The organism is Enterococcus malodoratus ATCC 43197, assembly GCF_000407185.1.
Classification (GTDB): domain Bacteria; phylum Bacillota; class Bacilli; order Lactobacillales; family Enterococcaceae; genus Enterococcus_A; species Enterococcus_A malodoratus.
In genome coordinates, this window is record NZ_KE136484.1 from 235,425 (window position 1) to 252,306 (window position 16,882).

21 protein-coding genes are annotated in these 16,882 nt (G+C 43.0%); 17 read left to right on the forward strand and 4 right to left on the reverse strand.

Annotated features, from left to right (window positions below):
* The first annotated feature begins 12 nt into the window (after positions 1 to 12).
* Genes I585_RS21905 through I585_RS21935 form a run of 7 tightly spaced genes read left to right on the forward strand, consistent with a single transcriptional unit; the run spans position 13 to position 5,025 of the window.
* Positions 13 to 645 (forward strand): bifunctional 4-hydroxy-2-oxoglutarate aldolase/2-dehydro-3-deoxy-phosphogluconate aldolase, encoded by a 633-nt coding sequence (locus tag I585_RS21905; RefSeq protein ID WP_010741173.1) that lies wholly within the window; start codon positions 13 to 15, stop codon positions 643 to 645.
* A complete protein-coding gene (locus I585_RS21910) occupies positions 645 to 1,103 on the forward strand; it encodes a PTS sugar transporter subunit IIA (protein WP_010741172.1) in 459 nt (152 codons plus the stop codon). The genes I585_RS21905 and I585_RS21910 overlap by 1 nt, the downstream gene beginning before the upstream one ends.
* 18 nt (positions 1,104 to 1,121) lie before the next feature.
* The gene (locus tag I585_RS21915; RefSeq protein ID WP_010741171.1) at positions 1,122 to 1,400 is read left to right on the forward strand and encodes a PTS sugar transporter subunit IIB; all 279 of its coding nucleotides are present in this window, start codon (positions 1,122 to 1,124) and stop codon (positions 1,398 to 1,400) included.
* 24 nt (positions 1,401 to 1,424) lie between these two features.
* Positions 1,425 to 2,792, forward strand: coding sequence for a PTS galactitol transporter subunit IIC (locus tag I585_RS21920; RefSeq protein ID WP_010741170.1), 1,368 nt, complete (start codon positions 1,425 to 1,427; stop codon positions 2,790 to 2,792).
* 45 nt (positions 2,793 to 2,837) lie between these two features.
* On the forward strand, positions 2,838 to 3,983 hold the full coding sequence (gene dgoD / locus I585_RS21925) for a galactonate dehydratase (protein ID WP_010741169.1): 1,146 nt from the start codon (positions 2,838 to 2,840) through the stop codon (positions 3,981 to 3,983).
* A gap of 16 nt (positions 3,984 to 3,999) precedes the next feature.
* Complete coding sequence (locus tag I585_RS21930; RefSeq protein ID WP_010741168.1) at positions 4,000 to 4,467, forward strand: hypothetical protein; 468 nt, start codon at positions 4,000 to 4,002, stop codon at positions 4,465 to 4,467.
* A gap of 3 nt (positions 4,468 to 4,470) precedes the next feature.
* Complete coding sequence (locus tag I585_RS21935; RefSeq protein WP_010741167.1) at positions 4,471 to 5,025, forward strand: histidine phosphatase family protein; 555 nt, start codon at positions 4,471 to 4,473, stop codon at positions 5,023 to 5,025.
* A 9-nt stretch (positions 5,026 to 5,034) separates the two neighbouring features.
* On the opposite strand, the gene I585_RS21940 is transcribed toward I585_RS21935, so the two are convergent.
* Both I585_RS21940 and I585_RS21945 read right to left on the reverse strand, forming a co-directional pair.
* Positions 5,035 to 6,189, reverse strand: coding sequence for a macrolide family glycosyltransferase (locus I585_RS21940; RefSeq protein WP_010741166.1), 1,155 nt, complete (start codon positions 6,187 to 6,189; stop codon positions 5,035 to 5,037).
* A 105-nt stretch (positions 6,190 to 6,294) separates the two neighbouring features.
* Positions 6,295 to 6,837, reverse strand: coding sequence for a biotin transporter BioY (locus I585_RS21945; RefSeq protein WP_010741165.1), 543 nt, complete (start codon positions 6,835 to 6,837; stop codon positions 6,295 to 6,297).
* 249 nt (positions 6,838 to 7,086) lie between these two features.
* On the opposite strand from I585_RS21945, the gene I585_RS21950 reads away from it, so the two are divergent.
* From I585_RS21950 to I585_RS21980, 7 genes are all read left to right on the forward strand, one after another.
* Positions 7,087 to 8,013 carry an ATP-binding cassette domain-containing protein gene (locus tag I585_RS21950; RefSeq protein WP_010741164.1) on the forward strand — a complete coding sequence of 309 codons (927 nt, stop codon included), beginning with the start codon at positions 7,087 to 7,089 and terminating at the stop codon, positions 8,011 to 8,013.
* Positions 8,010 to 8,765 carry an ABC transporter permease gene (locus I585_RS21955; protein ID WP_010741163.1) on the forward strand — a complete coding sequence of 252 codons (756 nt, stop codon included), beginning with the start codon at positions 8,010 to 8,012 and terminating at the stop codon, positions 8,763 to 8,765. The genes I585_RS21950 and I585_RS21955 overlap by 4 nt, the downstream gene beginning before the upstream one ends.
* Positions 8,766 to 8,791: 26 nt before the next feature.
* Positions 8,792 to 9,127, forward strand: a complete 336-nt coding sequence (locus tag I585_RS21960) for a PadR family transcriptional regulator (protein ID WP_010741162.1) — start codon at positions 8,792 to 8,794, stop codon at positions 9,125 to 9,127.
* Positions 9,117 to 9,482 carry a DUF1048 domain-containing protein gene (locus tag I585_RS21965; RefSeq protein ID WP_010741161.1) on the forward strand — a complete coding sequence of 122 codons (366 nt, stop codon included), beginning with the start codon at positions 9,117 to 9,119 and terminating at the stop codon, positions 9,480 to 9,482. Before I585_RS21960 ends, I585_RS21965 begins: the two co-directional genes overlap by 11 nt.
* A 210-nt stretch (positions 9,483 to 9,692) precedes the next feature.
* The gene (locus I585_RS21970) at positions 9,693 to 10,511 is read left to right on the forward strand and encodes an efflux RND transporter periplasmic adaptor subunit (protein WP_010741160.1); all 819 of its coding nucleotides are present in this window, start codon (positions 9,693 to 9,695) and stop codon (positions 10,509 to 10,511) included.
* On the forward strand, positions 10,508 to 11,194 hold the full coding sequence (locus I585_RS21975; protein WP_010741159.1) for an ABC transporter ATP-binding protein: 687 nt from the start codon (positions 10,508 to 10,510) through the stop codon (positions 11,192 to 11,194). Before I585_RS21970 ends, I585_RS21975 begins: the two co-directional genes overlap by 4 nt.
* Entirely contained in the window at positions 11,184 to 12,398 is a 1,215-nt protein-coding gene (locus I585_RS21980; protein WP_010741158.1) for an ABC transporter permease, read from the forward strand. The genes I585_RS21975 and I585_RS21980 overlap by 11 nt, the downstream gene beginning before the upstream one ends.
* 60 nt (positions 12,399 to 12,458) lie before the next feature.
* Here I585_RS21980 and I585_RS21985 read toward each other — a convergent pair whose 3' ends face one another.
* The gene (locus I585_RS21985; protein ID WP_010741157.1) at positions 12,459 to 13,487 is read right to left on the reverse strand and encodes an NAD(P)H-dependent amine dehydrogenase family protein; all 1,029 of its coding nucleotides are present in this window, start codon (positions 13,485 to 13,487) and stop codon (positions 12,459 to 12,461) included.
* Positions 13,488 to 13,576: 89 nt separating this feature from the next.
* On the opposite strand from I585_RS21985, the gene I585_RS21990 reads away from it, so the two are divergent.
* Complete coding sequence (locus tag I585_RS21990; RefSeq protein WP_010741156.1) at positions 13,577 to 14,425, forward strand: MerR family transcriptional regulator; 849 nt, start codon at positions 13,577 to 13,579, stop codon at positions 14,423 to 14,425.
* Between the two features lie 61 nt (positions 14,426 to 14,486).
* On the opposite strand, the gene I585_RS21995 is transcribed toward I585_RS21990, so the two are convergent.
* On the reverse strand, positions 14,487 to 14,903 hold the full coding sequence (locus I585_RS21995) for a VOC family protein (protein ID WP_010741155.1): 417 nt from the start codon (positions 14,901 to 14,903) through the stop codon (positions 14,487 to 14,489).
* Positions 14,904 to 15,173: 270 nt separating this feature from the next.
* Between I585_RS21995 and I585_RS22000 the strand changes: the two genes are divergently transcribed.
* Together I585_RS22000 and I585_RS22790 are read left to right on the forward strand one after the other, a co-directional pair.
* Entirely contained in the window at positions 15,174 to 16,247 is a 1,074-nt protein-coding gene (locus tag I585_RS22000) for a hypothetical protein (RefSeq protein ID WP_010741154.1), read from the forward strand.
* On the forward strand, positions 16,244 to 16,723 hold the full coding sequence (locus I585_RS22790; RefSeq protein WP_010741153.1) for a DUF2922 family protein: 480 nt from the start codon (positions 16,244 to 16,246) through the stop codon (positions 16,721 to 16,723). Before I585_RS22000 ends, I585_RS22790 begins: the two co-directional genes overlap by 4 nt.
* The last annotated feature ends 159 nt before the right edge of the window (positions 16,724 to 16,882 follow it).

A 16,882-nucleotide genomic window follows, 5' to 3' on the forward strand; every position in this document is an offset into this window, starting at 1 on the left:
GAGAGGTTTGACATGAAACTAAAAGATTATCCGCGTTTCACGATTATCATGCGAGGGTACACTTTTCAACAAGCTGATGCAATTTTAAAAGCGATGAAAAGTTTAGAAAATGATTTTGCCGTGGAGATGACATTGAATACACCTGATGTCTTGAGTCAAATCAAACAGTTAACCGAAAAATATGGAAAGACCATTCATATTGGAGCTGGAACTGTTCGGACAATGAAGGATGTTAAAGAAGCCGTTCAAGCAGGGGCTGAATTTTTACTAGGTCCGCATATTTTTACTAAGGAAATGCTGAATTATGCTAAACAGCATGGGGTGCTTGCAGTACCAGCGGCAATGACGCCTTCGGAAATCAATGAAATGTTTGATCTAGGTGCGGACATTGTTAAAATTTTCCCAGCTTCAGTGGTGTCGCCGCGCTTCTTCAAGGACGTACAGGCGCCGTTAGGAAAATTACCCTTGATGGGTGTGGGAGGGATTTCGGTAGAGAACGCACAAGCTTTTTTTGAAAATGGTGCGAGCTATTTAGGGCTTGGATCAGGCATGTTTAACAAAAGCGATTTAGAAAGTTTAGATAGTGATAAGTTAGCGGAATCTATGCAGAAATTACTTTCCAAGGTGGAAGGAGTAGGTGTTTGATGGAACTATTTTTGCATGAAGAATTAGTATTTAGAGACGTTTTTGCGAAAACAAAAGAGGATGTTTTGGCTTTCTTGGCGGAGAAGCTATTTGAGAAAGGCTATGTAAAGCACGAGTACATTCAAGCGATACAAGACAGGGAAGAAGAGTATCCTACTGGCTTGCCGTCTTCAGAGCCCGGCATTGCGATTCCGCATGCGAATTTTGAAATGGTCAACAAAACGACGTTGGCGATCGCCACGCTGAAACAGCCTGTTGAGTTTCATAATATGGAAAAGAAACAGGCCGAGCTGCCGATTCAAATTGTGATCATGATGGCGATTGGCGAGCCCCACGGTCAGGTGGAAATGCTGCAAAAGATTGTTTCGATCATTCAAGATGAGCCTTTGAGAAAAGCTATGATCAAAACAAAATCGAATAAAGAATTACTGAAACTTTTAGAACAAGCAGTAGCTTAAAATTAGGAGGAATATACAATGAAAAGAATTTTGATTGCATGTGGAAATGGGATCGCGACTTCAACGGTCGTTGCAACAAAGGTAAAAGAATACTTAACCAGTCAAGGCGTTCAAGTTGATACAACTCAAACAAAATTGATGGAAGTCCCAAGCAAAGTGCAAGACTATGATTTACTAATCACCACAGGTGAGTTTGAAGGGCAGACGGGGGACGTTCCAGTAGTTAAAGGCATGCCGATTCTAATTGGTATGGGCGCGGAACAAACGATGGAAGAAATTTTGAACTATGTTAAATAATCTACCTATTGAGGAGGGACAAAAATGAAAGTAATTATGAGTGTCTTTAACTTTCTGATGGCTGCTGGACCGACGGTTATGCTGCCGGTAATTATTACAGTTATCGGTTTGATCTTTGGATTGAAAATCACCAGAGCGTTTAAATCCGGTTTGACGCTGGGGATTGGTTTTGCTGGGATCAAGCTGATACTTGATTTCATGACGACCAATGTTGGACCGGCCGCAAAAGCCATGGTTGAACGGACGGGCGTTCAATTGGACGCATTAGATGTTGGTTGGGGATCGATTGCCGCCGTTACGTGGGCTTCGCCAATCATTGCTTTATTAGTCTTTGCTATTTTAATTGTCAATATTATCTTACTAATTCTTAAACGGACTAATACGCTGGATGTGGATATTTGGAATTATCATCACATGGCGATCGTGGGCGTAATGGTTTATTTCGTAACTAAGAGCGTTTTGCTGGGTGTCGGCGCTTCCGTTGTTATGGCGATTATTACCTTCAAGATTTCCGATTGGTCACAACCGATGGTAGAGGGCTTCTTCGGAATTCCAGGTGTTTCTTTGCCAACTGTTTCGGCCTTATCCTCGTTGGTTATTGCTTGGCCGCTAAACTGGCTATTGGATCGTATTCCATTATTTCGTAAATCAACCTTTACAATTAAAGATGCGCAAAAATATTTGGGCTTCTTTGGAGATTCGATGATCATGGGTCTGGTTATTGGGTTGGTAATCGGTGTGTTAGCGGGCTTTGATGTGACACAAATATTCCAATTAGGAGTAAGCATGTCTGCTGTCCTTGTTTTGATTCCTAAAATGACCTCTTTGTTCATGGAGGGGTTGATGCCGATATCTGACGCGGCTCAAAAATGGTCGCAAGCCAAATTCAAGGGGCGTCGTCTATTCATCGGTTTAGATGCAGCAGTCGTTGTAGGAAATCCCGATGTTATTACTACTGCGTTGATCATTATTCCGTTAACGATCGCTATGGCATTAGTATTGCCAGGAAACCGTGTACTGCCATTCGCCGATTTAGCCGTTGTGCCTTTCCGGGTCGCGATGGTGGTTGCGTTAACTAGAGGGAATTTACTTAAAAATATCGTGATCGGATTAGTTGTGACAGCGTCACTATTATGGTGTGGGACTGCTACAGCCCCAGTTCTGACAGCAATCGCTAAATCAGTTGGAATCAAATTAGGTGCCAACTCGCTGTTGATCTCGTCATTCGCGGCAACCGCAATGATCCAAAGTTATTTGGTTTTCTTAGCATTTACATTTAAACCAATCATTGGTATTCCAATCTTACTGCTCGTTTTCGCCGGTGCTTGGTATTACTTTGAAGGCATTAAAAAAATCAATGTAGAAAATATGAAAGAAGCTCAAACAAACTAAAATGGGTGTCAAGCTAAACCCAAAAATGAAAAAAGGAGTACGATCGTGAAAATATCAAAGATAACAGTTTATAAAGTGAAGCCGCGTTGGATATTCATTAAAGTCAGCACGGATGATGGAATCGACGGCTGGGGCGAAATGATCTCTGGAACAAAAACGGAAACGGTGGTTGCCGGGGCTTATGAAATCGGCAATCGTTTGATTGGAAGAAACCCTTTTGAAATTGAGCGTCTCTTTCAAGAAATGCATCGCTCCTTTTTCCGAGGCGGTCCCATCAATGGAACGATCGTTTCTGGTATCGAGATGGCTTTATGGGATATCAAAGGAAAAGCCTTTGGTGTTCCGGTCTATGAACTACTAGGCGGTGCAGCTCGGGATAAGATTAAAGTTTATTCTTGGATTGGCGGTGATCGTCCCAATGAAGTACTGGAGCAGGCGCAGGATCGTTTCGATCGCGGATTTACGGCTATCAAGATGAATGCGACATCGGAACTTCACTATATCGATTCTTATGAAAAAGTCGAGGAAGTAGTCGAACGTGTAGCATCCATCCATAATCATTTCGGCAGCAAAATGTCGATTGGGGTCGATTTCCATGGACGGGTACACAAACCGATGGCCAAAGTTTTAGCTAAAGCGCTTGAACCGTATCATCCGATGTTCTTAGAAGAAGTGGTCCTGCCTGAAAACGAAGAGCATTTCAAAGAAGTTGCTAACGCAGTCGCAGTTCCTCTGGCCACTGGTGAACGTTTGTATACACGCTGGCAATTCAAAAATATCTTCAATCAAGGGGCAATCGATGTGATTCAACCGGATGTTGCCTTGTGCGGAGGTATTCTGGAAACGAAGAAAATTGCCGCGATGGCAGAAGCTTATGATGTAGCGGTCGCTCCTCATGCGCCTTATGGGCCAATCGCGCTAGCCGCAACGCTGCAAGTTGATTCATGTACACCAAATGTGTTTATTCAAGAACAGAGCTTGGGGATTCATTATAATAAAGGCTTTGATTTATTGGATTTTGTGAAAAATAAAGAAGTCTTCCAATATAAAGACGGCTATGTCGACTTGCCTGATAAACCGGGCTTAGGACTTGAAATGGATGAAGCGAAGATTGAAGAAATCGCACAAGAGGGTCTGGTTTGGACAAATCCTCAATGGAAGAATTATGACGGCACTATAGCTGAATGGTAAAGGGGAGATGAGGGTGATGGCAGAGGCAGTAATAATAACGATTTTCTTATTGCTATTGATCGTTTTACAAGTTAGAGAGCAAAAAAAGATAAAATTAGCCGCTAAAAGCAGCTGGGTCAAAAAGATTCTATCGGTGGCTTTATCCATTACTTTGATCACTATTTTTTGGTCAGACAATCTAGCGGATCAAATCAAATTGATTGCCTTTGCCGTTCTGATCTTTATGTTTGGCTTCATGAAGGAAGGCTTCAGTGAGGATCATTTGATCAAGCTAGGTGTTTTAGCCGGTGATTTTCATGAGTTTAAAAAGATCCAGATCGAGGCACTCTCGAATCAGGTGCAGTTTGTTTCCTTCTATAAAAGTAAAAATAGCCGCCTGTCATTGACCTTTGATACCTCAAAGGAAGAATTGATTGCCTATTTTGAAGAGATGAATCTGCAGGATCGTTTAGTTATCGGGGAAGAAATAGATGAAGGAAGGTAAGATATGATTTACCTGGCGCGTCACGGTCAAACACAGTGGAATGTTGAAAAAAGAATTTGCGGCCGTGCGGATATTCCATTAACAGAAGAAGGCTATAAACAAGCAGAATTGTTAGCTGAACAAGCCAAAACGCTAACCGATCCGATTACTCAAATAATTTGTTCACCTTTAATCAGAGCGAAAGAAACGGCTCAAGTTGTCGCAATTCAGCTTGGCTTGCCAATTATAGTAGATGAACGATTGATCGAAATGGACTTTGGACTATACGATGGTCTGCCTATTCAAACAGAGGAATTTCAAAACCGGAGAAATGAGTTTTCATTGCCTTTTGAGCAAGGTGAATCTATTTTAGACGTGGCAGGCAGAATCTACCCATTGCTGGCAGAACTGACTGGCCAGGAAAAAGAGCTACCTTTATTAGTCTGCCACAATGCTGTGAGTCGGGTAGTCGATAACTATTTTAATGGAAAGACTATGTCAGAGTTTTTGGGCTTCAATATTGAGAATACAGAACTGGTAAGGTATATACAAAGAACACCTATTTCCCACGAGAAATAGGTGCTTTTTTTAGATATAAGCTTCAATTGCATCGACCGCTTTTTTATAGCCGCCAGCGTCAAGAAATGATTGTTTGATCTGTTTTAAGTTGTTTAAATAGTCAGGCTCAACTTGAACTTTTTCCACCGCGGCTTTCAATTCATCGCTATCGACTTGTTGGTAGTCTAGACGAATACCTGCGTTTAATTCGACTAAGCGCTCCGCAAGCGCGGGCTGATCAGATCCCATCGGTAATGAGACAAAGGGCACTTCATTCAAAATCAAATCATTCATGCTGTTCAATCCATTGTGGGTGATCGCCACATCAGCATATTTCAATACTTCATTTTGCGGAATGTATTCTTGAACGATAAAATTATCAGGAACCGTCAACTCTTCCAAACCGACATGATGAGCCGCCATGACAACTAGATACTCAGAATCACCGAAGGCATCAAAGACTTTTTGATAGATATCTTTGGCGAAGCCGCCAAAAATCGTGCCGAAGGAGATGTACAAAACCTCTTTCGCTTCCTTCAGGCGTTCAATCGGAAAGTTCGCTGTATCTTCCAGTCGCTGATAAATATCCGCACCGACTAATACATATTTTTCATCAAAGAAGGCTCGGTCGTTTTCCGGCATGAAATAGTCTGAGGTAAAGACGATGTTCAATGGTTCGACATTAAAAATTAAATCGAAAAAGCGGGTAGGCATGTGAACAGTAAGTGCTTGCTCGATTTTTTTGGCTTCTAACAGATACGCGTCATTCAACGCTTTGAATTTCCCTGCCAGCTGTGTTTTGTCAGGCTTCATAAAGTCCTGCATTCCCATAAAGACGGCCAACATGGAAACGGCTGGAATCATCAAATATTCCGCCAGTTGTTTACTGAAGGGCATCGCGATCGAGTGGATGACCGCATCAAAGGAGTCGTCTTCGATTTGCGTCAGGATATCTTGCATAATATCTAATCCATGATCCAGCAACACATCAAACCCATTTTTAAAAATATTTAAATCATAGTGATACGGCCGATATACTGCGCCGGCCGCTTCAATCTTTTCGCGGAATTCTTCACTTGAAAAATAAACAACTTCAACCCCGCGATTCGTTAGTTCGTTAACTAAACCTAGGGAAGGATTGACATGTCCGTGGGTGGTCACATTTAAAAATAAAACTTTCGTCATTATTGTTCGCTTCTTTCATAACTTTTATTAAGGGTACCTTACGAGTTGTAATGATATGGTACCCTGATTAAAAAGTCAAGAAAAAAAGTTTCCAAATTTGGAAACTTAACGGTACACGTAATTTGTAAAGGATAATCTCTTGCCCAGCAGGACACCGAGATAACCGGCGGCGAGTGCTTTGATCACACCAGGCAGAATAAACGGAATCATACCGGCAGAGAAAGCGGCGTCCCATGGCAAGCTTCCGCCAAATTTTAACCAAAGAGAACCGAAGAATAAAGTGATAAAGGCACCGATGATATTCGCGAAGATCGACCAGAAATAGTTGAAGCTGGTTTTTTCAATAATCAATCCGGTGAAGTAGGCTTGGAAAATAAATCCTACCAAGAAGCCGCCTGTTGGACCAAAGTAGTTCGCGATCCCGGCAGAACCGCCAGCTAATACGGGCAATCCGATCATGCCCATTAATAGGTAGATCGCGACGGCCATTGTTCCGGTCTTTTTCCCTAAGATGGTTACGACGAAGCCGACAGCAAAGGTCTGCAAGGTTAGGGGGATCGGTCCAAAGGGAATAGTGAACTGAGACAAAATACTAATAACTGCCGCAAATAATCCGGCTAAAACAATTTCTCGACTGCTTAATTTCAATAGACTCACTCTTTCGTTAACGTATTATTTTATTTTGGTTAACGAAAGTATAATGGATGGTTAACGAGATGTAAAGAAAAAAATTCGATTTTTTCGGTACTTAGTAGAACAAAGTAGTTTACAAAATCACTACTTAGTTTTACATTGTAGATGTACTTAATATCACAGAGTACTCGAAACGTAAAAAAATGTCTGTCTGATTATTCGCCATTTGAAGGATAAACGCATAAATAATAAGGAGTGAGCAGGATGCAAAACGCAATCGAAGTTGTTGAATTGGAAAAAGCTTTTTCGGATCATAAAGTGTTAGACGGTATCAGTTTTCAAGTGTCCACCGGCAGTATTTTTGCTTTATTGGGAACCAATGGTTCGGGAAAAACAACCACGGTCAAGATGATGACCACGTTACTGAAACCGGATAAGGGCTGCGTTAAAATAGCCGGATTAAATGTTTTGGAACAATCCGTTGAAGTTCAAAAAGAGTTTAGCTTAACGGGTCAATTCGCTGCTGTCGATGAAGTTTTGACTGGTCGCGAGAACTTAGTATTGATCGCTAAACTTCGTCATTTGAAAAACTACTCGCAAAAGGTCGATGAGCTGCTGACGGAATTTGATTTGCAGGAAGCGGCCGATCGACCGACGCAAACGTATTCTGGCGGGATGCGGCGCAAATTAGATTTGGCCATGAGCTTGATTGATCCGCCGAAAATTCTTTTCTTAGACGAACCGACGACGGGATTAGATCCGCAGGCGCGAGCTGCGCTGTGGCAAATGATTCGAACGTTGAAAAAAGCAGGGGTCACGATTTTTCTGACAACGCAATATTTAGAAGAGGCGGAACAGCTCGCTGATAATGTAGCGATTCTGAACCATGGAAAAATTGCTTTGCAGGGAAGTGTGGCCGAGGTTAAACGGCACTTGCCGAAGGAAACGCTGGAATTGACGTTCGCTGATGAGGAAACCTTGAGGGCAGCCGAGCAACTGGTCGGTGGAAAGATCGATCAGGAATTGCTGACGCTGAATGTGATCACTAATAATGAGGTACAGAAAATCACTTGGATCTTAAATCAGTTGCAGGCTGCTCAGATCGAGATATTGACCTTCACGCAAAAACAGGCGTCACTGGATGATGTTTTCTTCATGATCGTAGAGAATCGAACGGAGGAAGTAAAATGACTGTATTTACAGATACGCTGACATTGACGGGACGAATGATGAAGCACATGACCCGCAGTGTCGATACCATTATGACGGTAGTACTGATGCCGATCATGTTAATGCTGGCCTTTATTTATATTTTTGGCGGGGCAATGACGATTCCCCCAGAGACATACAAGGGCTTTATCGTTCCGGCGATCTTATTGTTTACGGTTGCTAGCGGAGTTGGCTATACGGCTTTTCGATTGAATACCGATGTTCAAAACGGAATTTTTGAGCGGTTCCATTCGATGCCGATTGCCAAATCGGCCATTTTGAACAGCCATGTAATGACCAGTGTTACGTTCAATTTTATTTCGGCGATGATTGTTTTGTTCAGCAGTATTTTGATCGGATTTCGACCAAAAGCGGATGGCTTAGAATGGCTTATGGCGATCATCCTGCTGTTGGTAGCGACATATGCTCTTTCCTGGATCGCCGTTCTATTCGGATTAATCGCTAAGAATAATGAAACGGCGATTGCCTTTTCTTATCTGCTTATCGGGCTGTTGTTCATCAGTTCTGGCTTTGTCCCTACGGAAACATTGCCAAAGGTTTTAAGAGGCTTTGCGGATCATCAGCCAATGACGCCGATCATCAATAGTTTGCGTTCGCTCTTGACAGAAGGGCAGATGCCGTCAGAAATTTGGGTCGCACTTGCCTGGAGTATTGGCACAATCGTGATTTTCCAAGTATTATCTATATATGTCTATCGGAAAAAATTACGGTAACGTAATGTGTGGGAAGGATGATAACGGTGAATGGGATTACTGAGATGCTGAAGGGCGTGCTTGAAGGGATGATTCTTGAGATCATCAATCAGCATGAAACCTATGGGTACGAGATTACCAATAATTTACAAAAATATGGATTTGAGGATATTGTCGAGGGCACCGTTTATACCGTGTTGTTGCGATTGGAAAAGAAAAATTTAGTGGTCGTGACGAAGAAAAAATCTTCGGTGGGACCAATGCGCAAGTTCTATTCATTGAATGAGGCTGGAAAACAAGAGCTGGAGTTATTTTGGCAGCGCTGGGCCTTTATTTCCGGTCAAATCGACAAGCTGAAGGAGAGTAAAAACGATGAAAGATAAAAATGTCTTTAATTATTTTAAGCAGATGTACGCGGACAAGGCCGAATACAAAGAACAAATGGCCGAGCTGAAAAAATTGCCCCATGACTATCAAGTAGTCTATAAAGAAATCCAAAATTTTTTGTGGGAGTTTACAGCAGGTTCAGGAATGGATATGCTGGAGCCCATGTACGAATTACTGGCGTTCTTTCAAGAGGGTGCAAATAATCAGGTGCCGATATTAGACTTAGTTGGTGAAGATGTCGGTGAATTCGCGGAAAACATGCTCCATGAGATCCAAGCTAAAACACGGATCAATGAATTGAAACGCAAAATGAATGAACGCGTCGCAAAGGAAATCAATAAAGAAAAATAAACGAAAGCATTGTCGGGAGAATTTCTGATGATGCTTTCGTTTTTTTGCAGGTAAATAACAGTGCATCCATTAAAATGACAAATGTTCTTCGGTCTAAAGTCTTATCTAGACTTTGTACTTTCGTTGGAAGAAGAGACCGCGGCTTTCCTCTAAAATTTAAGGAGTAGAAGCGATGAATACAATTTTGTAACGGAAGGAATGGAGTCAAAAATGAAAAAGATTATCATTGGTATCGGAGTGTTAGTGGTTGCGGGGGCAGGCTTTTTTCTCTATCAGAACACCCAAGCAAATGCAAAAGATGATACCTCGGTGGAAATGTACCAAGTCAGCAAACAAACACCGCTGCATTTAAAGGGGCAAGTGCAGTCAACCAGAAAACAAACGGTTTTAGTCGATCCGGAAAAAGGAACGGTTCAGACGATTCATGTAAATGAAGGAGATCATGTTACCAAGGATACGATTTTAGTGACCTATCGCTGGGGAGAAGTCATCCGGGCGGCGAATGATTCCGTCGTAACGGCTTTGAATGAAGATGCGAAAAATGATCCGCAACAGGCGTTGATGGTCTTGAAGAGTGAAGAATCATCCATCAAGGGAACGGTGACAGAATATGATCGCTCGAAGGTTGCTTTGAATGAACCAATCGAGATCAAATACGCGAATAACGAGAAAACAGTCAACGGCAAGATCACTTCGTTGGCAGAAATGAACAATGATCCGGCAAAAGAAGAAAAAACCAGTTTAGTGACTTATAACTTTACCGCGGTTCCTGATGAAGCGATCCCTGTAGGCTATTCTGTAGAATTACTGATTCCGCGTAATGAGATTCATCTGCCATTGAAGAGTGTTGTAGAAAAAGATGGGGAACACGTTGCCTATACAGTCTCTAAAGGCAAGGCTGAAAAACGTTCAGTGACAGTTGAAAAAGGCAATGGCTATTATGTGTTGCGGGAAGGTCTGAACGAAAACGATAAAATCATCAAAGATGCCAAATCGGTGAAGGATGGGATGGATGTGACGGTTGAATGATTGTGATGGAAAATATCAACAAATTTTACACCGCCGATCAGGAGCGCATCCACGTTTTAAAGGATATCAGTCTAACGATCGATGAGCATGAATTTGTGGCGGTGATGGGGCCTTCTGGTTCAGGAAAGTCGACCTTGATTAATACGATCAGCTTCTTGGATGGTGATTTTGAAGGAACGTACCGTTTTGAGGGACAAGATGCGTATCGCTTCAATGACGAGAAGCTATCGGCGCTGCGGAATAAATCGGTCGGCTTTGTTTTCCAAGCCTTCCAGTTAATTGATAACAATACGGTGTTGGAAAATGTAGCGATGCCGCTGCTGTATAGCGGGATGAAGCAAAAACAAACCAAGCCGTTAGTCATGGAGGCTTTGCGAAAAGTCGGGATCGCCGATAAATACAACAAGCTGCCGAAGCAACTTTCCGGCGGGCAGCAGCAACGGGTGGCAATTGCCCGGGCGATTGTCGGAAATCCGAAATTTATTGTGGCGGATGAACCGACGGGGGCGTTGGACAGCCACACCTCGGAAGAGATCATGCAATTATTTAAACGATTAAACGAAGAAGAAAAGGTCACGATTTTAATGGTGACCCACGATCCTGATGCCGCGGCTTATTGTCGGCGGGTCATCACGGTAAAAGACGGCGAGATATTGGAAGAAGGTGTTGCACATGCGGTTTAGTGAAGTATGGAAAACCTCTTTCAAGGCGATCGGCAAAAACAAACGCCGCAGTTTCTTGACCATGATCGGTTTGATCATCGGGGTCTCGGCAGTAATCACAGTTTTCTCAATTGGGCGTGCCTTTGAGGATTATGCGTCAGAATTTATTGGACTGGATCAGTTTGACGGCAGTGTCGGTTATACCTTTTCAGCTAAAGACGATGCCTTCAGTGAGAACGGTCTGAATGGTTTTACGGAAGAAGATATCAATACGATCGAGAGCATTCCCGGAGTTCAAAAGGTAAGCTATTATGATAATTCCCGGAATGGGATCAAATACGCGGATCAAACCTTTGATGAGATCGGAAATGATGGCCGCTGGAATTGCTTTAAATTGTTGAAGGATGGCGGCAGTACAGTCGTTCACGGACGGTCTATTCAACCGAGTGATTACTACAATGAAAATCCTGTTGTAGTGATTGATCAAACCGCTGCCAAGGCGATTAAAAAAGAAGAGCCGGCATCGTTGATCGGCCAAAGTATCAAAATTGGCGGTCATTTGTTTGAAGTAGTCGGAATCATGAAGGATCGCAGCGGAGGAACAATTGTTTCAACGCAGGAGGATTATGTCGTTGCGGAATTACCGGAGAATGTTTTCGAAAGCTACTTTAATTCGGAAGACCGCAACATGATCCAAGTCAAAATGAACCAAACAGCGAACGTAAAAAGTGTCTCGAAGGAAGCTGAAAACACGCTGAAAAAATACGGGACTTGGAGAGAGCTGGGCAGTTATAAGACCGAAGATTTAGCGGGTCAAGTGGATCAGCTGCGGATGTTGTTGACGAGTATCACATTGCTGATCTCAGTGATCGGCGGGATCTCGCTGTTCATCTCAGGAATCGGGGTCATGAACATGATCTACATCTCTGTCTCTGAACGGACGAAGGAAATCGGTGTTCGCCGAGCAATGGGCGGAACAAAAGGCAATATCATGATGCAATTCTTATTAGAAGGAATTTCGTTGACCTTAGTCGGCGGGACGATCGGGTATCTGATCGCGATGCTGCTGGGCTTTGCTATCAGTATGTTCACGCCGTTGTCGGTACGGCCAGATCTGTTCACGGTGACGCTAGCCTTTGGCTTATCCGTCGTGATCGGGATCGTCTTCAGTTGGCTGCCGGCCAAAAGTGCAGCGAAAAAAGACATAGTTACCTTGTTGCGTTAGTTTAAATAGAAAAGCCGGTGGCAGCGTGAATGATACGCTGCCATCGGCTTATTATTTTGTCTACAAATACATATGCATCGGGTAAGTCATGTAATTCAAACCGTCGACTTTTTCCGCCGTAACAAAACCAGCAGGGGCTTTGATAACTGATGGAATGCGGTTAACGAGCGTCGCACAAGTATGGGCGACGGTATCTGGTTTATCTAGCGAGAAGACCATATTCGGTTCGCCGGTGATCTCCCAATCACACATATCGCCATCCGTTTCGCGATAGACTTTACCGATACATTCGACTTCCAGCTCGATTCCTTGGTGAGTCTTGATCGTGGTGACGGCGGACATACCAATGGCATCGCCAGCCTTGATCGTTGCACCTAAGGTTTCTGAATAAACATCTTCATCAAGAGTAAACGGCACGCTCTTTTGGGAAATACTTTGGATCGTCCAATTCATTTTTGAACAGATCGCTTCGCCGGCATTCCACATATAAGACGGCAGACTTTCCGCTTGAGCGATCTCTTTATCAAAACGGGCCAGGTCATAGCCTGCGCCATGGGCTTCAGCTAATGCCAAACCATAATCTTCGACGTTGTAGCTAACAGCACCTTTGACTTTTTTGATGTCATTCATGCCCGCCATCATCAGACTAGGCATATTGATCCAATAAATATCCTGCATTCCGGCACCCATGATCGTTACATCGTTGTCTTTCGCTAGTTTATCTAATTTATTAGTCTCTGCCGGAGAAGTATTCCAAGGATAGATCGCTTCTTCACAAGTAGTGATCACATTGACTTGATTTTTCAGACACAATTCATAGAATTCATACATTTCAGGCATATAACTAAAGATCGTTACTAAGGCTACATCCGCATCGCAATTGTCAAAAACCGCTTGTGCATCATCCGAAATCTTAACACCTGTCGCATACCCCAACTCCGCAAACTCACCAATATCTTTTCCTACTACATCGGGATTTGTATCGATCGCGCCAACGATCTCAGCCCCATGCTTATACAGATAATTGATGATAACCTTGGCCATCTTGCCGCACCCGTACTGAACAACTTTGATCTTTTGTAAACCCATTGAAATGCCTCCCTTTTTTTAATTGTGTTGTATTTCACAATAATAGTATAATGTCTATAGTAACTATAGAGTCAAGGGAGAGTTTGAAAATGTTTTCCAAAATGAAAATTGGTCACTTTGCGAAATACAACAACATTTCTGTCCAAACGCTACGTTACTATGAGCAGATTGATTTGCTGCATCCTGTATCTATTCATGTAGGCAGCAATTACCGCTATTATCATATCAATCAATCGGCGGCAGTCGATAATATCCAATTCTTGAAGCAGTTCAATTTTTCGCTGGAAGAGATCAAGCACATTATGAATGATACGGAAGGCTTGGCGGAGTTGAGCCAGACGGTCGAGAAAAAGAAAGCAGAATTATTGGAACAGCGAAAATTACTGGATCAGCAATTGGAGGACATTGATTCCTTTCAAGCTGGGGCACTGATTTTCCAAGAAAAGCAAAGCCAGACGACAATCGAAGTGGCACATTTTCCGACACGGCCGATTCTGACCTATTCGATCGATAAGAATATTTATGAGATGACGAATGAAGAGTATGAATTTTATCTGCGGGCGTTTAAAAGTCATGTCAGTCAGCAGAAGATTCCGATTGGACGCTTTAATCGAGTAGGAACGATCATGTCGAAGCGGCAATTTTTGACGGAGGAGTTTGTCTCGCAGGAGCTGTTCATTTTTACGCCGAAGCAGTTTAAACATACAAAAAGTTTAAGGAGCGGTTTGTATGCGACATTTTATTGTCATTCCTTTAAGGAGGAGCTGCCGGCCTTGAGTCAGTTCAAAGCGGCGCTTCAGCAGAAGGACTATCAAATCGTTGGCGATTATGTTTGCGAAGTTGTCTATGAGAAGAACAAGACGGACGCGATGAATCGAACGATGTTTATTCGGATGCAGATTCCGGTCAAGAAACGCGGAGAGAACATGTGGCAGTAGAATATAAAGTCAGCCGTCAGATAAAGGGCTATCTGGCGGCTGTTTTGTTAACGATTCAGTTTTATGACTCGTGTGTACTGCCGATTTCAAGCAGATTTCCCTCGGGATCGGCTACATAAAAGTTGCGGATGCCAAAGGAGAAGGTGGTAGGTTCTCCGGTTGGAAAGCGCAGGTCCAGCTTGGATAATCGCTCGTATTCGGCGTCGACATCTGCAAAGGTGGGCAGCCAAAGCGCGATCTCAAAGGTTTGATTGATTCCCTTTGGCGGAATGTAGCCCTCATTAATCGCCTGCACGAAGGTTTCTCTGCTGTACATAAATAGAGACAGCTCGCCGCTCGCCGTTTCGAATTCCGCAAAATCACCGCCGTTCCATGGAGTATCAAAACCTAAAGTATCTCTATAAAAATGAACCATCTTGTCAATGTCGCCAACCAACAGGCAGGTGCCGATTCTTACCTCTTGTCCTTTCACTGTCATCCTCTCCCTCAATTTTTAGATATGTTGATTATATCAGATAAAACGGGGCTAAAGCCGCACCACGTAAGGAAAAAACCTCTTCGAATTCCCCATATTTCAACGTGAAATATTCATTTTTTTACAAAAAAGCAACGTAAAAAGAGTCAGAAACCTTCAAAATCTGTATAGTCTTTTTATCAATTAAGAGTTATTTTTAATTTATAAGGATTTAATACCTCGTGAATGAAAGCGCATTAAAAATCAAACGATAAACAAGGGAGTGGAGAGACTATGCAAACGCAACGATTAGGTCAAAGACAGCTGTTCAACATGCTGAGGGGGAATCTCGAAAAAAGGATCATCAAACTGTACAGTGAGACGCGGGATGTTTCGGCTGTTATCGAGTATGCGGTTGCGATTCTTGTGAGACACAGCTTGACCGTCACTGATTTTTCTTTTATCTGCCAGGAGTTAATCCGAGAATTATTTCTCACTGCGGAACCGAGTGCTGTGTTGCGTCGCTTCAGCGTGTTTTTCGAAGATTATTTTGCCGTCGATGAATGGAAAAGCGTTGTTGCTCGTTTGTATAAACATAAAAAAGATTATCTTGCTGCTACCGAGGAAGCTCGTTCATATAAAGTGTATTTACAAGAAAAAGATCCGACTAGAATCGATGGATTGGCGGATCATCAATTCGATCTTAAATCGATTTTCAAAGGGGCGAATGGCCGGAAACATACATGGACATTGAGAAAGGCTCATCCGACCAAGAATCAAGAAGAAATCATCGGGGCACTAAAAATCCTGACGATGCTGACTATTTTTGAAACGAATGGGGTTCGGAAATTTACTGAATTTGTTGCGTTTTCTCGTACTGCAACTACGGAGGATCCGTATTACGCGGTGGAACCGGAAGAACAAATAGAATCCGTCGAGGAGCCTGTCGAAAAAAATACCAGGAAGACAGCACGTAAAAGAACCGCTTCTTCGCCGCAAGAAATTCAGCCGAAGCCTGCCCAAAAAGCATCACGCAAAGAAGAGGTAAAACAAAAAAACACCGCGAAAATTCCAGACTATGAAGCGAACAAAGACCGACCAGTTAGAGAGTTGATTAACGAGCGGTTAGTAGAAGAGGGGCTTTTACCTGACCCTGATCCGAAAACGGAGGATACGTTTAACGATTCTGACTCGTCGCAAAAAAGCCAGCAGGTCAGCAGCCAAAAGCCGAAGCAATCAACGGTTGGAAGCGGAAAGAGTACTAAAAACGAGTTTGGAAAAAGTGAAGAACAAATAGAGTCGGAGCGCAACGATAGGCGGTTTAGACGGCGATTAGCCAAGATAATGGGAAAGAGGAATAAAAAATGACGATGAGTTTAGTAGCAACCTTTAAGAATGGCGAGAATAAAACCCACAGCTGGTCCTTCAGCGAGGTGGAGCAAAAGCAATCAGCCAAGGAAATCTGCAGAACGTTGGAGCGTTTGACGACGGCCAATCTTTTTGATGCGGACGGGATCGAGATCTTTAAAACGGTTATTGACGGGAAGTTTGTCCAAACCGTCGAGACGGTGATTTTTGGAATGGAAAGCGAAACGGACAAGGCAGAAGAAGAGGAGGATTTTGATGAGTCGATCCAAGCGATCGAACGGCTCTTACTGCCGGCAGATGCAGAGACGCGGACTTTAACAGAAAAGGTCGATCGGCTTTTTGCACAACATTCGGCTGGAACACGATTAAAAAATTTTCGTTTTACAGCGTCGGAGGATTTGGATGAAGACAATTTGGAGGCACAGCCGCAAGTTGTTTTGCGTGAGATTGATGAATGCCGTGTTGTAAAAAGATAAAGCGTTTTATATACTTTAACTAAGGGGCAAGATCGAGAACGAGGGGAGGGAGCATTTTGAATTTCCAACAATGATTAAGAGTCATACTCTGCCTTAGAGTCTCTAAGAATGTGAAATTAAAATTCTCCTCTCCAACGATCCTTCTTTTACCTAAGAAGT

Excerpts from the sequence above, each read along its gene's own strand:
- I585_RS21905 (WP_010741173.1), top strand. The coding sequence starts at position 13 with ATGAAACTAAAAGATTATCCGCGTTTCACGATTATCATGCGAGGGTAC.
- I585_RS21910 (WP_010741172.1), top strand. The coding sequence starts at position 645 with ATGGAACTATTTTTGCATGAAGAATTAGTATTTAGAGACGTTTTTGCG.
- I585_RS21915 (WP_010741171.1), top strand. The coding sequence starts at position 1,122 with ATGAAAAGAATTTTGATTGCATGTGGAAATGGGATCGCGACTTCAACG.
- I585_RS21920 (WP_010741170.1), top strand. The coding sequence starts at position 1,425 with ATGAAAGTAATTATGAGTGTCTTTAACTTTCTGATGGCTGCTGGACCG.
- I585_RS21930 (WP_010741168.1), top strand. The coding sequence starts at position 4,000 with ATGGCAGAGGCAGTAATAATAACGATTTTCTTATTGCTATTGATCGTT.
- I585_RS21935 (WP_010741167.1), top strand. The coding sequence starts at position 4,471 with ATGATTTACCTGGCGCGTCACGGTCAAACACAGTGGAATGTTGAAAAA.
- I585_RS21940 (WP_010741166.1), bottom strand. The coding sequence starts at position 6,189 with ATGACGAAAGTTTTATTTTTAAATGTGACCACCCACGGACATGTCAAT.
- I585_RS21950 (WP_010741164.1), top strand. The coding sequence starts at position 7,087 with ATGCAAAACGCAATCGAAGTTGTTGAATTGGAAAAAGCTTTTTCGGAT.
- I585_RS21955 (WP_010741163.1), top strand. The coding sequence starts at position 8,010 with ATGACTGTATTTACAGATACGCTGACATTGACGGGACGAATGATGAAG.
- I585_RS21965 (WP_010741161.1), top strand. The coding sequence starts at position 9,117 with ATGAAAGATAAAAATGTCTTTAATTATTTTAAGCAGATGTACGCGGAC.
- I585_RS21970 (WP_010741160.1), top strand. The coding sequence starts at position 9,693 with ATGAAAAAGATTATCATTGGTATCGGAGTGTTAGTGGTTGCGGGGGCA.
- I585_RS21975 (WP_010741159.1), top strand. The coding sequence starts at position 10,508 with ATGATTGTGATGGAAAATATCAACAAATTTTACACCGCCGATCAGGAG.
- I585_RS21980 (WP_010741158.1), top strand. The coding sequence starts at position 11,184 with ATGCGGTTTAGTGAAGTATGGAAAACCTCTTTCAAGGCGATCGGCAAA.
- I585_RS21985 (WP_010741157.1), bottom strand. The coding sequence starts at position 13,487 with ATGGGTTTACAAAAGATCAAAGTTGTTCAGTACGGGTGCGGCAAGATG.
- I585_RS21990 (WP_010741156.1), top strand. The coding sequence starts at position 13,577 with ATGTTTTCCAAAATGAAAATTGGTCACTTTGCGAAATACAACAACATT.
- I585_RS21995 (WP_010741155.1), bottom strand. The coding sequence starts at position 14,903 with ATGACAGTGAAAGGACAAGAGGTAAGAATCGGCACCTGCCTGTTGGTT.
- I585_RS22000 (WP_010741154.1), top strand. The coding sequence starts at position 15,174 with ATGCAAACGCAACGATTAGGTCAAAGACAGCTGTTCAACATGCTGAGG.
- I585_RS22790 (WP_010741153.1), top strand. The coding sequence starts at position 16,244 with ATGACGATGAGTTTAGTAGCAACCTTTAAGAATGGCGAGAATAAAACC.